This is a genomic window from Shewanella putrefaciens (genome assembly GCF_016406325.1).
Classification (GTDB): domain Bacteria; phylum Pseudomonadota; class Gammaproteobacteria; order Enterobacterales; family Shewanellaceae; genus Shewanella; species Shewanella putrefaciens.
Genome location: NZ_CP066370.1, coordinates 473,724 through 493,918, shown reverse-complemented (window position 1 = coordinate 493,918; position 20,195 = coordinate 473,724). Strand labels below are relative to the sequence as shown.

The following is a 20,195-nucleotide window of genomic DNA, read 5'->3' as shown; positions in this document are numbered from 1 at the left end:
ACCAACCACTGCTTAAAAAATGCCACTAAAAGGATAACGCTATGAACAAGAAACCTTATATCAAAAAACAGCTACACGAGTTGCTGTATCAGGCTATCGAGACAGAGCGCGGTGGCATAAAAATCTACGAAACGGCCCTGTCATGCGCGCTAAACAAAGATTTAAAAACTGAATGGCAAGAATACCTTGAGCAAACCCGCATCCACGAGCAGGTACTTATGGATGTTTTTGGTGAGCTAGGGTTGGATCCTGACACTAAGACACCTGGTCGTGAAGTCGTGGCTCATATAGGGAATTCACTGGTCAAAGCGATGCAAATAGCAAAGACACGAGGCACTACTGCCGCAGCGCAACTGGTCGCTGGCGAGTGCGTGGTTCTGGCAGAAACAAAAGATCATCAGAACTGGGAGCTGATTGGACATCTGGCAGAACACGGTGAAGGTGAGGAAACCGATGCACTAAGGACTGCGTTTGAATTGGTGGCGCAGGATGAGCACCATCATCTCTATCACACCAAGGGATTCCTACGCGAACTATGGATCGAATCACTGGGTTTACCCGCCGTCCTACCGCCGCCTGAGGAAATTAAAAAAGTGGAAACCGCCATTGGCGCCGCGCGGGCAATAAACCTACGCGATGACATGTTGAAGTCTAAAAGCTAATAGATATGTATGGCGGCATCAAATAGTGGAGTGACGCCAACAAGGAAGTCTGTGCAGTTATAACCGCACTGTTTTTCAGTTCCAACAACAATGCCAACACTGTGGATAACCTTACTACCTTATTTTTATAAATACAAAATGGAGAGACACATGTCAGAAGTTAACCTCGGTATGGAAACGATGAAAGATCGCCGCATACCAGCAAACAGCATTAACACCCCATACGGATCTAGCGCCGTCTCATGGGCAGCCATCTTTGCAGGAGCGGCAGGTGCCGCAGCGCTGTCACTGTTATTAATGCTCTTAGGCACTGGGCTGGGTTTCTCTGCTATATCGCCGTGGAGCATGGAGGGCATCAGTGCAGCAACCTTTGGTGTTGCAGCAATCGCATGGCTGAGTTTCACTCAACTCGCTGCATCAGGCATGGGCGGTTATCTAGCCGGACGACTGCGCACCAAATGGACAGATGTACATACGGATGAAGTGTACTTTCGCGATACCGCTCACGGTTTTCTGACATGGGCTGTCGCATCACTGCTAACCGTTGTGGTACTGACGTCGGTCGTGGGTAGCATTGGCAGTGGCGTCCGTGCTAGTGCTGACGTTGTCGGTAAAGCCGCAAGTGCCGCAGGAACTGCAGTGGGTTCGGCGGCAACGCTAGCCACAGGTGAAGCTGGCAATGGCAACCATCCCATCGGCTATTTTGTTGATTCACTGTTCCGTGATAACTCTAACGGCTCCCGTAAAAGAACAACACCGCAGGTAAACAAACCGGCCCAAGAAATCCCAGCAGAAAGAATGACACCTCAGGTCAATGAACAAATGCCAGAAGTCCAAACTGAAGCTACAGCCCCCCAAGTAAACGCATTGGCAAACGAGCAAGCCCCTGAAGTCTTGCCAATTCCAGTCCGTGAAGTCTCACGGATACTCGCACAGGCACTGCAAACAGGTACGTTGTCACCAGAGGACGAACGCTATATAGGTCAACTCATTACACAACGCACCGATCTGACTCAGCAGGAGGCAGAGCAGCGAGTGTCACAAGGGTTTGAGAAAGTGCAAACCACGCTGAAAAATGCGGAAACTACGGCTCGCCAAGCCGCAGATGAAGCACGTAAAGCATCGGCCTATGCTGCACTTTGGATGGCGGTAGCACTATTGTTGGGCGCATTCGTCGCAAGTGTGATGGCTATTTTCGGTGGCCGTCAACGCGATGCTTAATTCGCACACTGTTTATTCAATTTAAAGGAGGTTGTTATGCGTTCAGTATTACTTTGGTTTATCGGGATCCCAATTCCGATCATTATCTTAATCGCGCTGTTCTTTTAGAACACGTGACTCCCTTTACCAGTATGCGGAGTACTATCTGGTAAAGGGTTTTTATCGTCTAACTTAGGTGAATTGCCATGTATTGAACTCAACTAATTTTGTAGCTCTACTGCACGGCGTAAACGGAAACTCCGTAAAGCCAAATACATCGCTCCCACTGCCGCCCAAATGAGCCCCAGCTCTAATGATTGTGGTTCTAAGTTCACCCAAAGTACACCAATAGTACCCGCGCCACACAATGGCAAGACTAAGTATTGCAAGTATTCTCTAAGTGATTGATTACGCTGCTCCCTCACATAAAACTGCACAATGACAGATAAATTCACGAAGGTAAAAGCGACTAAAGCACCAAAATTAACTAAGGCTAGCGCCATTTCTAAGTCAAATGAGACGGCAGATAGCGCAAGCGCGCCCACCAACAGAACATTAAATGCTGGGGTGCGCCACTTAGGGTGGATATAAGCAAACCCTTTACGTGGCAGCATATTATCCCGCCCCATCACATATAAAATCCGTGCAACGCCTGCATGGGCTGCCATACCCGAGGCTAATACCGCAACAGTGGTTGCCACTAATACGATGGACTGGAATAGATTACCGCCAACGTAGAGTGCAATTTCAGGCAATACCGCATCAAGCTGTTGAAAGCGTGAGATATCGGGGAAATAAAGCTGCAAGAAATAGGATACACCAACAAAAATCACGCCACCGATCAAGGCTGTCAACACAATCGCGCGAGGAATAACACGTTGAGCATCCTTAGTTTCTTCGGTCAGCGAACTTAATCCATCAAAGCCGAGGAAGGAGAAACACAGAATCGTCGCCCCCGTGAATAATGGCGCCATCGCCATATTATCTGCATAAAATGGTCGTACGCTCGCAATCACACCCTCGCCTTCACCGAGGGAAATGCTATAGCCCATTAGACCAATAAACACCACAATAATGGCCAGCTGTGCAAACACTATCACCCCATTAAAGTTAGCGACCAGATCTATCCCCTTAAGATTAAGTAAGGTCATTATGATCACAAGAGCGAAAATAAAGATCCAAGGTTCAACATTGGGGAACATGGCAGTTAAATAGATTTTTGCCAGTAACATATTGATCATCGGCATAAACATATAATCCAGCAGCGATGACCAGCCCACCATAAAACCGACGTTCGGACTAAAGGTTTTTTGAGCATAAGTGTAGGCTGAACCCGCATAAGGATATTTACGCACTAAGTGGCCATAACTGAACGCGGTAAATAAGATCCCAGCGAGCGCAAAAAGATAGGATGTAGCAACATGACCTGAGGTTATCTCGGAAACAATACCAAAGGTGTCAAAAACGGCCATCGGCGTGAGATAGGCAAGCCCCATTACCACCACTTGCCATAAGTTGAGGGTCTGCTTCAAACCCGGATTTTGTTGACTCATCAGCACACCCCCATTCTATAGGGATGAACACTTAACCATACATCTGCAATTGGTTTTTGCTTGTGAGTCACCATCAACACCTTAGGTTGAATAGCTAACGCAACTACTTGATTTACAGCAACGACCGAAAATTCGGTACACAACAACCTCATTGGTTTGTCCTCAGTAAAATAGGTTCAGCCGAACCTCATATCATTTCCGGATGTTTACCGGCCTCAATTGGTGTTAAACGCATATTCATAAATGAAAAATAACCGAGCCACTGAGTAGCTCGGTTATTTTTTCGGCGCGCATTCTCCCCCAAAACCAACCAGAAGACAACCCAATAAAAATATTAAGTGATCCGCAATCTGTGATGGTTTAGCGAAAAACGACAGAATCTAAGTATAAGACTTGATAACCGCTCACGATCCTCAATCTGCTTTAGTCAGAACCAATATCTCCCTTTGTCGACACATTAGAAGAATCACCAGCAGCATTGCGCAACAAGGTTTGTAATTGTTGTAGCTCGAGTCTGATGGCTTTCAACTCCTCGTGCATTTGTCTTTGTTCCTGCTCTAAGATTTGTTTGTCTTGTTCACGCTCTAATGCATGCTCTTCGTCGCTGAAGGTTTGCATGGTATTGACGATAATCGCAATAAACAAATTTAGCATTGTGAAAGTCGCTACCAGAATAAATGGTACGAAAAATACCCAAGCATAAGGGTACACTTCCATCACTGGCCGCGAAATTCCCATAGACCAGCTTTCAAGCGTCATTATTTGAAATAGGGTATAAAATGAGTCAGCAATAGTGCCAAACCATTCAGGGAATGCATCGCCAAAAATTTTGGTAGCAATCACCGCAAACACATAATAAATCAACAGTAATACCGTGGCGATCGATGCCAATCCAGGAAGTGATCCCAACAGCGCAGACACCACCCGTTTCATTGATGGCACAATTGTTAACACTCTCAGCACCCGCAATACCCTGAGCGAACGCAGGACAGCCAATGGCCCAGATGCAGGGATCAGTGCTATCACTATCACGGTAAAATCGAACACGCTCCAAGGGTCTTTAAAAAATTTCCCCCTGTAGGCATAAATCCGCAGCAATAACTCCACCACAAATACACTCAGTAGCAACTTATCAAGACTCATCAACAAAGTACCGTATTGCGCCATCAGGCTGGCTGAGGTCTCCATACCTAACTGCACCGCGTTGATTAAAATCAATGCCAAAATAAAATGACCAAACCAGTTTTGCTCAACCAAGTTAATCACTCGTGCCTGCAAACCCGTTGGCGCGTTAAGTAAAGATGTACTCATGTCGACTCCTATAATCACAATGGCGGCGATTGTAGCGATTGTACTTTCAGATGCCCAGTTCTTTGCGGTGGGCTATACCAATCGTATTAAATTACAACAGGGGTAAACGCAGCGGATTGACTAAGATTCGAATGATATGAGTAACAAATTTTTGGTGGGGGCAAAGCGTCGTTGCGTCCTAGCAAACTATTCACACTCGCCAATAAATAGAAATAGCGAATATTGCTAAACCTAGGGGTTATCAATTAACAACAACTTCGCTCTTCGCTTGATCCCTACAATTGCTAGGCCGAAAAAGACCGCAAATAAGCCCCAGAGTTGTAGCCATTTAGGGGTTACACTCGCCCAACTCGCCCCCATTTGATTAAGCTCGAGCATGCCCATAATCGCAGGCACTGCAGGAATAAACTGCGAGCCTAACACCAGCGGTTCAGGGATCAATGCTATCGGCCACACAAAACCTGACACAAATAAAATAGGCATAGAGATCAGCAGTAGCACTTGTGTTGGTAAATCGCGGCGAGTGAACAGTGTGCTCATCGCAACCCCTGCTGCTGCGGTAGCCAGTAAAAACGGCAATAACCACAGCGCAACTAAGCCAAGGCTCGTTTGAATACTGACGTTATACCAGTGATAACAATAGCCCACATAAAAGCTGGTAAAAAATATATAAATCAACATAAAAGCAATTATACGACCACAGACTAATTGCACCGGTGACACCTGCTGCCAATATCCTTTATGGCGCCATTGCCCTGCCCCTAAAATACCCGTACCAATCAATAAGGTTTGATGTAGGATCAGCAAAAACAATCCGGGTACCACATAGGGCGTATAACCTAAACTTGGGTTAAAAGCAGGAACGCTATTTAGATGGAGCGATTGTAGACTTTCTTGAGCCTGCTTAGGATTTTGCCCTTGGGCAAGCATGCCAATTAATTGCACTTGTTTACCCGCATCCATTCCCGCACTGACTAAACCTTCGGCAACGGCGGAGTAAATCAAAAAGTAACTGGCGTCACCACCATAACTTAGCGTGACGCCTTTACCGAGCAATAAATCGCGGCGAAATCCTTCGGGGATGACCAATAAACCATGGGCTTTACCTATTTCAATAAAGCGCTTCGCCTCGGTTATCGAGCCGACTTGACCTATGACTTGAATTTTTGCGCTGGCATCGGCATGGCGGATCAACTGACGGCTTAAGGAAGAATGGTCTAAGTCCACCACGATCAATTGTTGCTCGGTCGGCACTTGGTTTAGATAGGGTAAAGGATAGAGCACCGAATAAAACAATACGCCGCCAAATAAAGTCACGGCTATCGCTTTATCGCTAATAATGGCTTTAAGTTCAGTGAATACCAGCCGCCATATATTCATACTATTGCCCCTTGGCAGGCTGTGCTGCATCCGAATCACTTGCCGCTAACCCACTCTCAGTATTTGCTGTCATGGGCAGTAACTTACGCGCTAATAAATAAATTAGAGGAAACAGGCAGATAAAGCCCCAATAGCTGCTCATTTGGCTCACCACGTCCAGCCCACTGGCGCCGTAACTCACCACGCTCACATGGGACTCCATATAGTGGCTCGACGGCATAATCAATCGCCACCACTGGGCTAATGGCGGCATATCATGGGTCGGGAAAGTAATGCCCATAAAAGCAAAGGCGGGCGCAAATAAAGCGGTACAAAAACTGATGACCCGCGCACTGTCACGCATCACAACAAATATAAATAACACTAAGCTCCAGACCGCCAATAACATCACTAATTGCGCGAGCAATAATAGGGCTAAACTGCCCGCCATAGGCAGGGCAAGATACAAATACAGCCAAGCTAAAATAAAGCCACCCTGCAACATTAATATCGGCGTAAACAATGCCACTTTAGCCAATACTTTAGGCCAGAAATGTGTGGTTAATCGATCCGATATCACATCGGCTTGTACAACAGGCGCTAAATGTAACTCACGATTTAGGCTATTTGCCATCACCAACATCGATAATAACTGCCACAGTGCAATAAGCACTGGTGGCACCAAGAAACCGATGTAGTTGTTATTACGATTAAATAATGCCGTAGTTTGGCTTTTGACAGGGCTTAAATTGACTGCCACTTGGGATTTTGGCGTACCCGTTGCCAGTTGCTTTAATTCCGCAACTTGCTGTAATCCCTCACCTAAACTCAGTTGAATTTGGCTTGACAGTAACTTACCCACCAGCAAAAACTGGCTATTATAGCGCACATCAATTGTCGGTTTATGGCCTGTGAGTAAATCCTTTTTCATATCATAGGGGAAGACCACAATCGCGTAGACTTTCGCCTGCTGCATGGCGCTAACAGCTGAGGATAAATCGGTAAAACTTTGGGGGTCGGTAACGGGATTTGCCTTCATCTGACGGGTCAACATGCGGCTCAATTGGCTATGATCTTGGTCGACAATCGCCACGGGCAGTTGTCTTGGAAGACCGGCACTGAACAGCCACCAAAGGCATAACATTCCCAGTAGCGGAATATAACTTATCAGTGCTAACTGCCAAGGATCATGCCATAGGGCACGCAGCTCACGACGAACTAATGCGACGAACAATGCCATTAAGCCCATGTCAGCAGCCCTTGGCGCGCTGCGAGTGTCCAGCGCTTTGATGTTTGTCGAGTGCTCAGTCACGGCCTTTACTCACCGCGTAGCAGCACTGACATGCCGACACGTAGGTTAGCAATCGGTGCATTGGGGCGTAATTCCACCTCAAAAGTACGCATATCAAAGTCATGGCCACTCTCGGTCGAGCGCCAAGTGGCAAAGTCACCCATGACACTGATATGGGATACTGTAAATTCGACATCCTGCCCGAGTGCCGGAATATTGAGTTGAATTTTATCGCCTTTGTTGAAACGCTTGAGTTGATCTTCACGCACTTGGAACACAGCCCAAGCATCCTGCATATCAATTAAACTCACAATCGGAAAACCACTTGGTGCCAATTCACCCGCCTGTAATAGCACCTCGCTAATTTCGCCCGATTTAGGGGCGCGCATTTGGCTATCTTCCATCACGGCGCTCACTTCTTTTACCGCGCCTTCAGCCATACGTGCATTACCCGCAGCAGCGGCTTTGGTCTCAACTCGCGCGCCTTCCTCGGCCATTTGATACATGGCTAAGGCCGCTTGTTCTGTGTATTTTGCCGCTTGCCATTGAGTAAAGGCTTCATCACGTTTTTGTCTTGCTGCCACACCTTCGTTGAATAAGTTTTCAACGCGGGTATAAGTCGTTTTAGCGAGCGTTGCCGCCGCCTGCGCCTTGAGCCATTGCTCCCTAGCCGCCATCACTTCTTGGCTACGAGCACCATTATTAGCTTCTAACTGCTTAGCCTTGGCGGCATCGCGCCCGCCTTCAGCCTGCATCAACTTTGCATCCAGCTCAGGGCTGTGGATCGCGAATAACAAATCCCCTTCGGCCACGCTATCGCCACGGCGCACTAACACTTGCTCGACCCGACCGGGCACTTTGGATGACACATTGTATTCTCGGGCTTCTATCTGCCCCTGCAATAGACTCGGCTGCGGGCTATAAGCCAGCTTAAGCCCATAGGCTAAGATGAGGCCTAATGCGACCAACGCCACAAGGGCCAGCATTCGATTAGCGCGCATGATTTATCTCCTGCACTGGGTGACGATCGACGGTACGACCAATAAATTCATCTAATTGACCACTGATTGCCATCAATCTGGCATAGGCTTGCACATAACGATAACGGGCAGCCAATTGCTGGGTTTTCACTGCGCTCAGTTTTAGCTCGGCATCGACTCGGTCGATAGAAGTGGAAAGCCCTTGATTAAAAGCAATCTCCCTAAGCCGCAGATTTTCGGTCGCAAGCTCGAGTGAGGTATCAAGCGCCTTCACTTCTTCTTCGGCCTGTAATAATTGGCGATAGCTTTGATCCACCAGAAGGCTTAAGTCTTGCTTGGTTTGTGCCTTGGTATAGCGGGCTTGCAGTAGGGCACTTTTCGCTGCTTCGACCTTACCGCTGCGGCCATCACGGCTGATCAGCGGCACATTAACCCCGACACCAACCATCCAATCAGGCGTAATGCTCGATAAGAGTGTGTCTTCTTCATACAAGGTGTAATTACCAAAGAGGAATACCGTTGGGTGGTATTTCCCCTTTTCTAATGACACTAAACCATTCGCTTGCGCTTCTTTCGCTTCGAGCAATTTGAGTGCTGGATGTTGGCTTAAGGTTATTTGGCTAAGTTGATCTAATGATGGAGCGTGCGGCAGTACAAATAAAGGGGAATGGGTACTCACCTGACTTTGCTGGAGCATACGAGCCAGCGCGATAACAGCCATTTCATGTTGGCGGCGGGCACTACCTAAATTGACTTTAGCATTATCTAAAGCGACCTGAGCATTGAGGCGCTCAACCTTCGCAATTTGCCCTTCGCGCTCCATTGCTAGAGCATGTTCAACATGCTTTGTTAAGGAGCCAACCAGATCGGTTTGGGTCTCAACTAATGCCTGAGTCACATCGACAGCATAATATCTGTCCACCAACTGGGTAAATAAATCGCGGGTGGCTAATTGTAATTCTTGTTGTTTTTCAGCCACCATGGCCGCGTGTATACCTTGAGCGGCCGTGATCTGCCCACCCGTATAAATCGGCCACATTGCCTGCAAGCTTGCACTAAAAATATCTTGCTCACTTAAGGGCAGCGGCGGAATACCCGCGATGATGCCGCCAAGGGCTGGTGGAATAGAAACCACTGAATTTAATTCTTTCAAATCAAACTCTATCGGTTTATCCAAATGAATATAGTTACCGCGAATATCTAAGGAGGGTAAGTTTAACCCCTCTCCGGCCTGCTGCTCGCCTTTAGCACGGTTAACTTCCTGCGACTGCGCCTGTAGCTTATCGCTCACCTTCAGCACTTGTTGCCAAGCGTCACTGAAGCTTATCGGCTCTGCATGCAAAGCCGATGGCAATAAAAAAGGCACTGACAGTAAACACAGCCAAGCCACTCGTGATCGTTTCATTAACACCTCTAGAGTTGTTACTCTAATTTAGTTTGCGGATGATAACATTCATGGTGGAAAGCGGCTAGAACTCGCCTCCTTAAGTGTGGCGTTAAGCCTAGGTTCTAGGTTCTAGATTCTAGATCTTATGCTGTCCCCCCCACTGTTAAGCGATCTAACTTCAAGGTCGGTTGGCCGACACCTACAGGTACACTTTGACCATCTTTACCACAAACGCCAACGCCTCTATCCAGTGCCATATCATTCCCCACCATCGAAATTTGGCTCATGGCTTCTGGGCCGTTACCGATTAAAGTCGCGCCTTTAATGGCTTGAGTCACTTCACCATTTTCAATCAAATAGGCTTCAGAGGCTGAGAACACAAACTTACCTGAAGTGATATCCACCTGCCCACCGCCAAAGTTAGGAGCATAAATACCCTTCTTCACCGACTTGATGATCTCGCTTGGGTCAGACTCGCCTGCTGTCATATAAGTGTTAGTCATACGTGGCATAGGCAAATGCGCGTAGGATTCGCGGCGACCGTTACCCGTTGGCGCAACACCCATTAAACGCGCATTGAGTTTGTCTTGGATGTACCCCTTTAAAATACCGTCTTCAATCAATACCGTTCTTTGAGTTTGTACACCTTCATCGTCGATACTCAGTGAACCACGGCGATTGGGCAAGGTACCATCGTCGACCACAGTCACTAATTTAGACGCAACTTGCTGGCCAACCTTGCCACTAAAGGCACTGCTGCCCTTACGGTTAAAGTCACCTTCCAAACCATGTCCAACCGCTTCGTGGAGCAATACACCCGGCCAGCCATTACCCAATACCACTGGCATTTCACCCGCTGGTGCATCGATGGCGTTAAGGTTAACCTGCGCTTGACGAACAGCCTCACGGGCAAAGGCAAAACACATAGGTAAACCTGTGTCATCATTTGCCATTAAAACACCGTAGTCATGGCGTCCACCGCCCCCTGCACCGCCACGTTCACGTTTACCGTTTTCTTCTAAAATCACACTGCAATTAAAGCGCACTAAGGGGCGAATATCGGCCGCCAACGTACCATCGCTCGCAGCAATAAGGATTTCTTCGTGCACACCGGCAAGGCTAACCACCACTTGGATAATGCGACTATCGAGACTGCGAATAAAGGCATCGGCCTCTTTTAGCAGGTTGATTTTTTTGACTTCTTCCATCGCCGCTATGGGATCTAAGCTATCATATAGCGCTAATGCTTTTTGGCGTTTAAAGGCTTGCACTTGAGTTTGCTCACCCGCACTGGCAATACCTCGGGCAGCCTGTACTGCAGCGCTTAAGGCAGCAGGAGTGATATCGTCGGCATAGGCAAAACCGGTTTTTTCACCGCTAATAGCCCGCACACCCACACCGCGCTCAATATGAAAACTACCGTCTTTGATGATGCCGTCTTCCAGCACCCAAGACTCGTGGCGACTGCCTTGAAAATAGAGATCGGAATAATCGATATTGTGCTGATGTATGGTGTTCAAATAGCTTTGCAAGCCATCTAACGCTAACCCATTCTTTAATAAACTTTGCTCTACTTGTGCTAAAAATGGCATCTATGCTCTCTTTGATCCCAAAGGATCTTGATATTCTGAGTGTAAACTCGGTGTACTCATTCTATGTGTTAATGCTGCGTATCGACTCAAGCGTAAATTCAGCATTTCAACTCGTCTGCTGGCTATTGGCGCATTATTTCAAACATGGTTCACGGAAACGATTATGCTGCATGACGGGCATTTTACTGCGAATACTGTGCAGTTCGGTTAAGTCGACCTCGGCCTGCACCCAACCCGTACCCGTTTTAAGCTCAGCCAAAATATTTCCCCAAGGACCGACTATCATGCTCTGCCCCCAAGTTTCGCGGCTACCTTCATTATGGGCTCCCCATTGCGCCGCAGCGAGAATAACGCATTGGGTTTCAATGGCTCTTGCCTGTAGCAATACTTGCCAATGGGCTTCCCCCGTCACTTTAGTAAAGGCCGAAGGGACTGTAATAATCTCGGCACCCGCAAGACGCATCGCCCTAAACAAGTCGGGAAAACGTAAATCATAACAGATAGCTAGGCCTATTTTGCCAAAAGGTGTATCGATAACAGTTATATGATCGCCAGGGCAGAAAGTTTCGCTCTCGCGATATTGCTTTGTACCGTCGGCAACATCCACATCAAAAAGGTGTAGTTTATCGTAATGCCCTAAAGTATCACCTTTATCATCAAACAGATAACAGCGACTATAAACACGACCATCCTCAGCCAACGCCGGAATAGTTCCCGCGACCATAAACACCCGATACTTGGCGGCCAGTGCACTTAACGCCGATTTGAGTGGGTTCTGATGGGCATCGCCCGCATAGGCAAGTTGCTGACTTTCATGGCCACCAAACAGTAAGCTGCATTCGGGTAATACCACTAAGTGGGGCGCATCGGCATCCCGCGGAAGCGTTTTAAGCTGCGATTCGATAAACAGCAGATTGGCGCTGACGTCGCGACTGCTCTGACATTGCAACAGGCTGATGTGCATTGTTATCTCCCTGATTTTGCTTAATCGGTTTAACGTCTTGGCTATTGGTAGGTTCGATAGGCTTGATGGCTGGCTCGGGCGGCATCGTATCAGGCTGAGATCCTTGAGGCAGAGGTTCGCCAAGTTTCTTGTCCTCCGAAGCCTTTGGGTCTAGCTTCGGGGTATGTTGTTCATTGTTACCCTCGGTCGGCATGGCTTTATCGCCAGCGCCAATAATGGGCAAAATAGACTCTGGAATTTCAATCTCTTTACTCTTACGCTCTAATTCTTCGACCACAGGCTCAGCCATAGTCCCCGTTACCCTAAAACGAATTTCTGAAATCACCTCAATCACAGGCTCAAGCACTTTGGTCAGGGCAAATGCGCCCAGTCCCAATGTCCACGCACTGGTGCTGAGCAATACCACTGTCGGCACACTCGAGGCCAATTGCGGCACAAAACGAATATCGTAATTTAAACTTTCAGTGGTGAGATCCGTGTATCCTCGCACCTTCATATTGCCGGCAATCGCATCCATTTCGGTATCAGTGGTTTTCACCACCCCATTATCAATTTGCAGGTTTCCGGTAAAGGAATTGAAATACATGCCTTGCCCAAAAACATCGCTAAAATCTAACGATAGCTTACGCACGAGGGAATCTAAGCTGAAAAGTGAAAATATTCGCGCCCCCTTATCACTCACTTGGGATAAATGACCTTTACCCAAAGCAAAGTTTACTTTGCCGTTTAAGCTTTCAAGGGAAAATGCATAGGGCGCGCCCTCCCACGATAAGTCAGCATTAACCTTGAGTGGCGCCTCATTAACGCCAGGATCAATCCCTAATTGCTCGGTCAAATGATTAAACTGGGTCGCATTTAACATCATGCTCAACTCTGTTTTATTTTGCCCATCCTGCTGTTGCCATATCCCACTCCCTTTTAGGGTTACATTAGGTGTAGCCAAAGACAATGTCTGGATCTGATATCCCGATGGTTGTGGACTAGCCTGCAACACTAATTTGCCAAAGGGTTTATCAAAAACATGGAAATCTTCCACATTTACGGCAACGGGTGGCAAGTTAGTAAGGACTTGTTCCGCGCCAAAATCGGCTTCTGCATCATTTTTTAACTCAGGAGCAAAATAGAATTTGCTTGCAGCAATTTTAAGCCCCTGCGTCATCCAGTTTGGATAGAAATCTATCCAACCTTCGAATTCGTTGGCGTTGGCATTGAAGCGCCATCCCGTTTCATTAGGTTTCGCATTAAGCCTAAGCTCTGTCAGTTGTTGCCCCAATAGATCGAGACGACCAATATGAGAATCGATACTTGCTACCGCGGGAAATACGTTTTTATGTGGGATCTCATCAACTAAAATCCCCGTTTTAGGCATTTTTTCTTGCCCAACAAAAGCATTAATCACAGGTAACCATTCAGCTAATTTGGCTTTGCCAAGATCAATTTGGATATGACCTTGCTCTGTATTTTTGGCCTCATCCTCATCGAATAAACGCCCCAATAACAAATCAAAGTAACTAAAGCGAGTACCATTATCGGCTGTAAACCCACCGACAAACTCGGCATGACTGGCAAGCTTTACGTCTAAGATCGCATCATTTTGATCGCCAATAAACTCCGCAACTAAAGATCGCGGTTCATCTTCTGGCTTAGCAAAATATCCGGGGAATGACAGTTGCGTCCCCAGCATATCGGATGTCACTTTGGCTTGGATTTGATAACCTTGCTCAGTAAAGAGCATATCGATTGCACCATCCCAACTGATTTTCCCCTGATAGAAATCACTCAAAGGATGATGTAATTCATCGGGAAGACGGTTGAGATCCCAGCGACTTTTCAACTGAAGATTAAGGGCAAAATCTTTACCTTTGGGCTGAGTGTCAAAGGTAAAACTGAGCGGCTGTTCAAACAAGCGGGCTTTGATGCCTTTGCCTGTAATCACTTGATTTGTAAAATTGATTATACCTGTCACGCCATTAAGCTGAATCCCAGGTTGCGCAATATACACAGGCGTATTATCAAAACTAATTTGGCCTCGAATGTCTTCATCTTCGCCCTCATATAAGGGAATACTGATATCTAAGTTTCCTGTCACAGCGCCTTGAACTTGCACAACGCTGAGTGTTTTACCTACGGAGTCTGCAAGGGGAGATGCCTGTAAAACTTGAGTCGCGGCACGACCTTGAGTCGCCAGCTCTGCTTGAATTTTTAGTAATGAATATTCACCCAATTCAGGAATAAATACATGGGCGCCATCAGCGATAACATCCATTAACTTTCCTTGATTAACCCAAATATCCATACGAGCATTTTCAAATAGGGCGTCGAGGGAAAGATCCGTGACCGCTGGCCAATCGGGTTGAAATTGGAATTGCGCATCCTGCAACGTAAAGGCTGCTTGAAAAACCCCACTATTATCATCAAAGGGAAAATTCGCCAATGCTCCTTGCCATAACACCTGTGCATTTTGGCTATGCCCAGCCTTTATCGCATCATCAAGGTATTTAGCTAAAGACTCGCCCATGGCTTTTACGGGAAAATATTTATCCGCATTGGCAGCATTTTTTACCTCCACATTGGCGGCAAGCGACATCAATACTGCGGCACTGAAGTCCAATTTAACGGCTGCATCGAGCGCTATATCATCATTATCAAACCGAATTTGCGGCACTCTTAAGGTTAAAGATTCAGTATCGAATTGCCCAACAATGGCTGCACCATTAAGCACTAAGGGGGCAGGAAACTCATCGCCAAAGTTCAGGGTATAAGCTTGCTCTGGCAATGAAAAGACGAGGGTTTTATCCTGCCACTGCAGATGAGCATCCAATGGGTTAGCATTAGGAACACCCTCATCCATCCGCCAATGAAGCTGTTTAATATCCGTGTTGGCAAGCCAAGGTTCACCTTTTTTATGGTATACGCGGATAGGGCCAATTCCGCCCTCTGGAGCCAATTGATGCCACTGTTTTAAAGCCGCTAAATCAACGCTGGGAAATAAGGGCAATAATGGAAATAAAGTTTGTAACTCAAGTTGACTTGCATAGCCAAATAACTCATCACCCTGCTGTTCAAGCGCCAATGTCAACTCAGGCCAAGCCTCGCCATTGGTTATAAAATCCAGATCCGTGCTATTAACCTCCCAACCAGAGGCTGTCGGTAACCACGTAATGCTGCCCGACTTGATCTCAAATTTTTGTGGTTTGTCCCCTATTGCCCATTCAAGCCAACTCGGTTCAAAGTGGATCATCCCCGAATGGATACTCCGCTGAGCAAAAGTAAGCCAAGCTTTGAGATTGATAACACCTTCCAAAGGGAGTTTCTCGCTAGGCTCATCTGGATGAGATTGACGCGACGCCCACTCTCCTAAATCCAAGGATTGAGCCGCTAGATAGATTTGACCTGTGAGGCTATCAGGGGTAGCGCCATCGCCCTTAATATCGAGTTGTAATTGTAATGACTCGTGCATAGAGGCGTGATTATCGAGATAAACTTGACCCGCACCGCGATGGCTATCACCATTATTACGCCAATTTAAATGCCGAATATGAATGGGGCGATATTCATGCTGCTGACTTAACAACTGTACCGAAACATCTGTGAGAGAAAAACGCTCAAGCTGTTTTAGGAGTAATTTGTACAACCAATCGGTCTGATAGACGTTACTTTGTGTCGTCACCGACGGATCTTCGATGAGTTTATCGATATCGAGGGCGAGTCTGATCCCATCAAAATTGACATCCTCAATACGCGGGCTGGTTTTCAATAAGGATTGCCAAAAATCCAGCTTAATTTGGATATTCTTGACCAATACTGTTACTGGTACTTTATGTTGGGGTGGGATAATCAGGTTTTCAATGGTCAGTGCGGGTCCAAAGGCTTGCCATTGAGCCGATAATTCCCCCACTTGAACATCGAGATGATATTCATTTTTTATATAATCAACGAGCTGCTGACGCACTTCATCGACCTGAGGTAATAATCCACGGATCAAGCTAACAGCCAGTGCAAACAACACCAAGACAACTGCTAGAAGCTGCCAGCAAAAACGGCTCACTGATTTAACGGTAACAAACGCAGCCACTACATCATCACCACATCGTATTTGTGCTGTGAGTACATAGGCTCATTTTGCAGGCGAATACGTTTACTAATATAAACTTCAAGCTCAGCGATCAGATGACTTTCTTCGCCACTCAAACTTTGATATACCGCAGGAGAACAATACAGCAAAAACTCATCGGCATCGTATGCACGATTTAATCGAATAATTTCTCGGAATATTTCATAGGAGACAGTTTCAACTGTCTTCATACTCCCTGTGCCATGACAAGCTGGACACTCGCTACAAACCACATGCTCTAAACTCTCGCGAGTGCGTTTGCGCGTCATCTCGACCAGCCCTAAACCAGAAAACCCACTGACATTCGTTTTAACGCGGTCCTTGGCTAAAGCACTATTTAAACTATTAAGCACACGTGTTTTATGCTCTTCATTAAGCATATCGATAAAGTCGATAATAATGATGCCACCTAGATTGCGTAGGCGCAGTTGTCTTGCAATGGCTTGGGTCGCTTCGAGATTGGTATTAAAGATGGTTTCTTCGAGATTACGATGACCCACAAAGGCACCAGTGTTGATGTCGACGGTCGTCATAGCTTCGGTTTGATCGATGATCAGATAACCGCCCGACTTTAACTCAACTTTACGACCCAGCGCGCGCTGGATTTCATTTTCAACATCGTAGAGATCAAAAATAGGTGCCGGGCCTGAGTAATGCTCAATTTTCTCAGCAATTTCAGGCATAAATTCTTGAGCGAAGGTTTGCAACTCATCAAAGGTGCGGCGTGAATCGACCTGAATACGATCCAGTTCAGTGCCAACAAAATCACGCACAATACGCACTGGCAACGCTAAATCTTGGTATAAAAGCGCCACGCCACGGCGTTGTCGTCGCTCGCTGACCTTAGACCAAACTCGGCGTAAGAACGCCGCATCTTGAGCAAGCTCATCTTCTCCAACGCCTTCGGCAGCCGTGCGAATAATAAATCCGCCATCTTCATCCACATAAGGAAGTGTGATTTTCTTTAAACGGCTGCGCTCTTCCTCAAGCTCAATACGTTGGGAAACCCCAACATGGCTAGAGCCAGGCATAAAGACTAAATAACGGGAAGGCAGCGTGATATCAGTTGTTAAACGCGCTCCCTTAGTACCCAAGGGATCTTTAACTACTTGCACCATAATATCTTGCCCTTGGCGGACTAATTCAGCGATATCACGGACAACGAAGTGGCCTTTTTCAACATCGGCAACGCACTCAGTGTGTGGCACTATGTCAGAAGCATGAAGAAATGCAGCTTTATCTAAACCTATATCAACAAAAGCCGCTTGCATGCCAGGTAACACGCGGCTGATTTTACCTTTATAAATATTGCCGACTAATCCCCGTTTCATACGGCGTTCAATATGCACTTCTTGCAATACACCGTGTTCAACTAAAGCGACGCGAGCCTCGGATGGGGTTACGTTGATCAGTAATTCTGAACCCATCTTGCGCTGTATTTTATTTTGATTTAAGCGACTGGTATTCACGACTCACCCCATTCGGGAAATTAGATTAAATAATTGAAGTTATAGCGTCTCTCAGCCTGAAACCGATACTCCAACTACGACCAACACCGTAAGTTCACGGACTAAAACTTGGTAGTAAGAGGTTATCAACATCGATAAGGTTCCGTTTTAAATCCTTTAAACCTCGCAACAGGGATAAGATTAACCGAATCCAACCTCAGCTAATAATGCACGCGTTTCAACTAAAGGTAAGCCAACCACGCAGGAATAACTGCCTTCAATCGACTCAACAAAACAGCCGCCTAACCCCTGAATACCATAACTACCTGCTTTATCCATGGGTTCCTTTGAGGCAACATAGGCATCGATATCAGCATCACTTAGCGTACAAAATCGTACTTGGGTTTCAACCAAACGCACTGATGTTGTAGGGCTGTCGACATCACCATAGGTTATCGCCACCGCTGTCATTACTGTGTGTGTTTTGCCAGATAATGCCCGCAACACACGTTTTGCATCCTGTTCGTCAACGGGTTTTCCTAATATTGCGTTTTCAAGCACAACGATAGTATCAGAACCTAATACAGCAGGCTGTGACATGCCAAGGCATAATGCAAGCCCTGCTTGCGCTTTTTCAGCGGCGAGACGTTGTACATAATCCCTTGGAGTCTCATCATTTAAAGGGGTTTCATCAATATCTGGGGCGACTTGAGTAAAACTAAAATCTGTACGCCCTAAGCCAATATTTGCCAATAATTCTTTGCGACGTGGAGAGGTAGAAGCGAGAACTAAATTCACCGTTAGCGAACCTTATAATGACGTCGAACACGACGTAAAATCCAAAAAATCCAAGGCCAAATCACTAGCCCAGAAATTGCAGGTAGAAACAAATCCGCATTAAATGTCGCTTCATCCATCACAAACTCTACCCAGTAAACGACTAAGTGGTAAAGGGCAATTAGCAGCGCCACTACTAAGGTTTGCTGCCATTTTGGGAAATTACGCAACCGTTGGCAATGCAAAATCGCAATATAGATCACCAATGACATCGCTAAAGAGCGCACACCCAAGGTTGCTCCCAACAGAATATCGAGGGCCAAACCTAAAACCCAAGCAGTTAAAATATTGTATCTGTGTGGCAAGGCAATAGACCAATACATAACCACCATTAACAGCCAGTCAGGGCGCCAAGCTTCAACCACCGAAGGTAACGGCATAATTTGGCTTAGCAATCCGATAAACAGCGTCAACCAGACGATGAGTCGACCATTGGCAGCTTGTAAACTCATTAATGCACCTCTGCTGGCGGTGGAGTGGTCACAGCGCCCGTTGTAGCATTCGCATTAGTTGCAGCCCCTTGTGGCGTGTTTGCCGAACCTTGGGTATTGGGTGCACTATTTATCGTATTGGGATCCGGCTTAGCCTCTTCAGGCTGATCCGCAGCAGGTACTGGCATTTGATGCGGCAAAGTCACACCTGAATCTGGTGATGGCCAAATCAATAATAAATAACGAATACGATCAAGGGCTGCCAGTGGTTGAGCGGTAACACGGGCATAGCTTTGGCCATCCTCCGTCAGGACTTCCATGACCCGAGCAACGGGATACCCTTCGGGAAAACGATTACCAAGGCCAGAAGTCACTAATAAATCACCAACACGCACATCGATACTTTTAGCCACATGGCGCAATTCAATCTCATCATTTTCACCCGTACCATTGGCGATTAAGCGCACATCGTTGCGGGTAATACGCACAGGTAAACCATGGGAGACATCAGAAAGCAGCAATACACGACTGGTCATCTCGCTAATTTGCACCACCTGCCCCACAACCCCTTGTGCATCAACAACGGGTTGCCCGACGAAAACGCCACTGCGCGCTCCGTGATTTAACACAACATAATGATGGGAGGGATCGCTAGCGACCTCGAGCACTTCTGCCACCATTTTGCGAGAATCCTGATACGCAGGAGACCCAAGCAAGGCGCGTAAACGCTCATTCTCTTGGCGCAAATGTTCAAAACGCTGCAAACGCTCGCTCATTAGTAATTGCTGTCTTAATAGCTCTTTATTCTGTAACGCCAGCATATTACGCGTTGCAAAACTCTCGGATGACCAATCGAGTAAGGCCCCAGGAAAACTGGCGAGATATTGCACAGGGCTTAATACAGATGAAAGGGATTGACGCGCAGGTTCGAGACGATGATTAGCCACGAGCAAAATCACCGACAAAATAATTGCCAGTGTTAAACGAAATTGGTTAGAAATACCACGAACAAAAATTGGCTTCATAGAAAGCTAGGGCGGTGATTAGCCGCCCCATACCGAAGTTA

At 46.8% G+C, this 20,195-nt stretch carries 15 protein-coding genes; 2 read left to right on the top strand and 13 right to left on the bottom strand.

Annotated elements, in window-relative coordinates; all coding sequences use genetic code 11:
* Positions 1-41: 41 nt before the first annotated feature.
* Positions 42-662: a hypothetical protein gene (locus JEZ96_RS02315; RefSeq protein WP_025008674.1), complete on the top strand. Its 621-nt coding sequence runs from the start codon at positions 42-44 to the stop codon at positions 660-662.
* Positions 663-812: 150 nt separating this feature from the next.
* Positions 813-1,883 (top strand): hypothetical protein, encoded by a 1,071-nt coding sequence (locus JEZ96_RS02310; RefSeq protein ID WP_025008673.1) that lies wholly within the window; start codon positions 813-815, stop codon positions 1,881-1,883.
* Between the two features lie 200 nt (positions 1,884-2,083).
* On the opposite strand, the gene JEZ96_RS02305 is transcribed toward JEZ96_RS02310, so the two are convergent.
* The 13 genes from JEZ96_RS02305 to mreC all read right to left on the bottom strand — a co-directional run bounded on the left by JEZ96_RS02305 (position 2,084) and on the right by mreC (position 20,154).
* On the bottom strand, positions 2,084-3,415 hold the full coding sequence (locus JEZ96_RS02305; protein ID WP_061782878.1) for an APC family permease: 1,332 nt from the start codon (positions 3,413-3,415) through the stop codon (positions 2,084-2,086).
* Between the two features lie 423 nt (positions 3,416-3,838).
* Entirely contained in the window at positions 3,839-4,726 is an 888-nt protein-coding gene (locus JEZ96_RS02300; protein ID WP_025008672.1) for an ion transporter, read from the bottom strand.
* A 231-nt stretch (positions 4,727-4,957) separates the two neighbouring features.
* Positions 4,958-6,106, bottom strand: coding sequence for an ABC transporter permease (locus JEZ96_RS02295; protein WP_025008671.1), 1,149 nt, complete (start codon positions 6,104-6,106; stop codon positions 4,958-4,960).
* A gap of 1 nt (position 6,107) precedes the next feature.
* Positions 6,108-7,325: an ABC transporter permease gene (locus tag JEZ96_RS02290; protein ID WP_025008670.1), complete on the bottom strand. Its 1,218-nt coding sequence runs from the start codon at positions 7,323-7,325 to the stop codon at positions 6,108-6,110.
* Between the two features lie 77 nt (positions 7,326-7,402).
* Positions 7,403-8,377, bottom strand: coding sequence for an HlyD family secretion protein (locus tag JEZ96_RS02285; RefSeq protein ID WP_061782877.1), 975 nt, complete (start codon positions 8,375-8,377; stop codon positions 7,403-7,405).
* The gene (locus JEZ96_RS02280; RefSeq protein ID WP_061782876.1) at positions 8,367-9,761 is read right to left on the bottom strand and encodes a TolC family protein; all 1,395 of its coding nucleotides are present in this window, start codon (positions 9,759-9,761) and stop codon (positions 8,367-8,369) included. Before JEZ96_RS02280 ends, JEZ96_RS02285 begins: the two co-directional genes overlap by 11 nt.
* Before the next feature lie 125 nt (positions 9,762-9,886).
* On the bottom strand, positions 9,887-11,335 hold the full coding sequence (tldD, locus tag JEZ96_RS02275) for a metalloprotease TldD (protein WP_011790831.1): 1,449 nt from the start codon (positions 11,333-11,335) through the stop codon (positions 9,887-9,889).
* Between the two features lie 133 nt (positions 11,336-11,468).
* Positions 11,469-12,299: a carbon-nitrogen hydrolase family protein gene (locus JEZ96_RS02270; protein ID WP_025008668.1), complete on the bottom strand. Its 831-nt coding sequence runs from the start codon at positions 12,297-12,299 to the stop codon at positions 11,469-11,471.
* Positions 12,223-16,374 carry a YhdP family protein gene (locus tag JEZ96_RS02265; RefSeq protein ID WP_061782875.1) on the bottom strand — a complete coding sequence of 1,384 codons (4,152 nt, stop codon included), beginning with the start codon at positions 16,372-16,374 and terminating at the stop codon, positions 12,223-12,225. The genes JEZ96_RS02270 and JEZ96_RS02265 overlap by 77 nt, the downstream gene beginning before the upstream one ends.
* Positions 16,374-17,840, bottom strand: coding sequence for a ribonuclease G (rng, locus tag JEZ96_RS02260; protein ID WP_014609762.1), 1,467 nt, complete (start codon positions 17,838-17,840; stop codon positions 16,374-16,376). Before rng ends, JEZ96_RS02265 begins: the two co-directional genes overlap by 1 nt.
* 222 nt (positions 17,841-18,062) lie before the next feature.
* Positions 18,063-18,659, bottom strand: a complete 597-nt coding sequence (locus tag JEZ96_RS02255) for a Maf family protein (protein WP_011790835.1) — start codon at positions 18,657-18,659, stop codon at positions 18,063-18,065.
* Between the two features lie 2 nt (positions 18,660-18,661).
* Entirely contained in the window at positions 18,662-19,150 is a 489-nt protein-coding gene (gene mreD, locus JEZ96_RS02250) for a rod shape-determining protein MreD (RefSeq protein ID WP_011790836.1), read from the bottom strand.
* A complete protein-coding gene (gene mreC, locus JEZ96_RS02245) occupies positions 19,150-20,154 on the bottom strand; it encodes a rod shape-determining protein MreC (RefSeq protein ID WP_011790837.1) in 1,005 nt (334 codons plus the stop codon). Before mreC ends, mreD begins: the two co-directional genes overlap by 1 nt.
* Positions 20,155-20,195 lie beyond the last annotated feature (41 nt).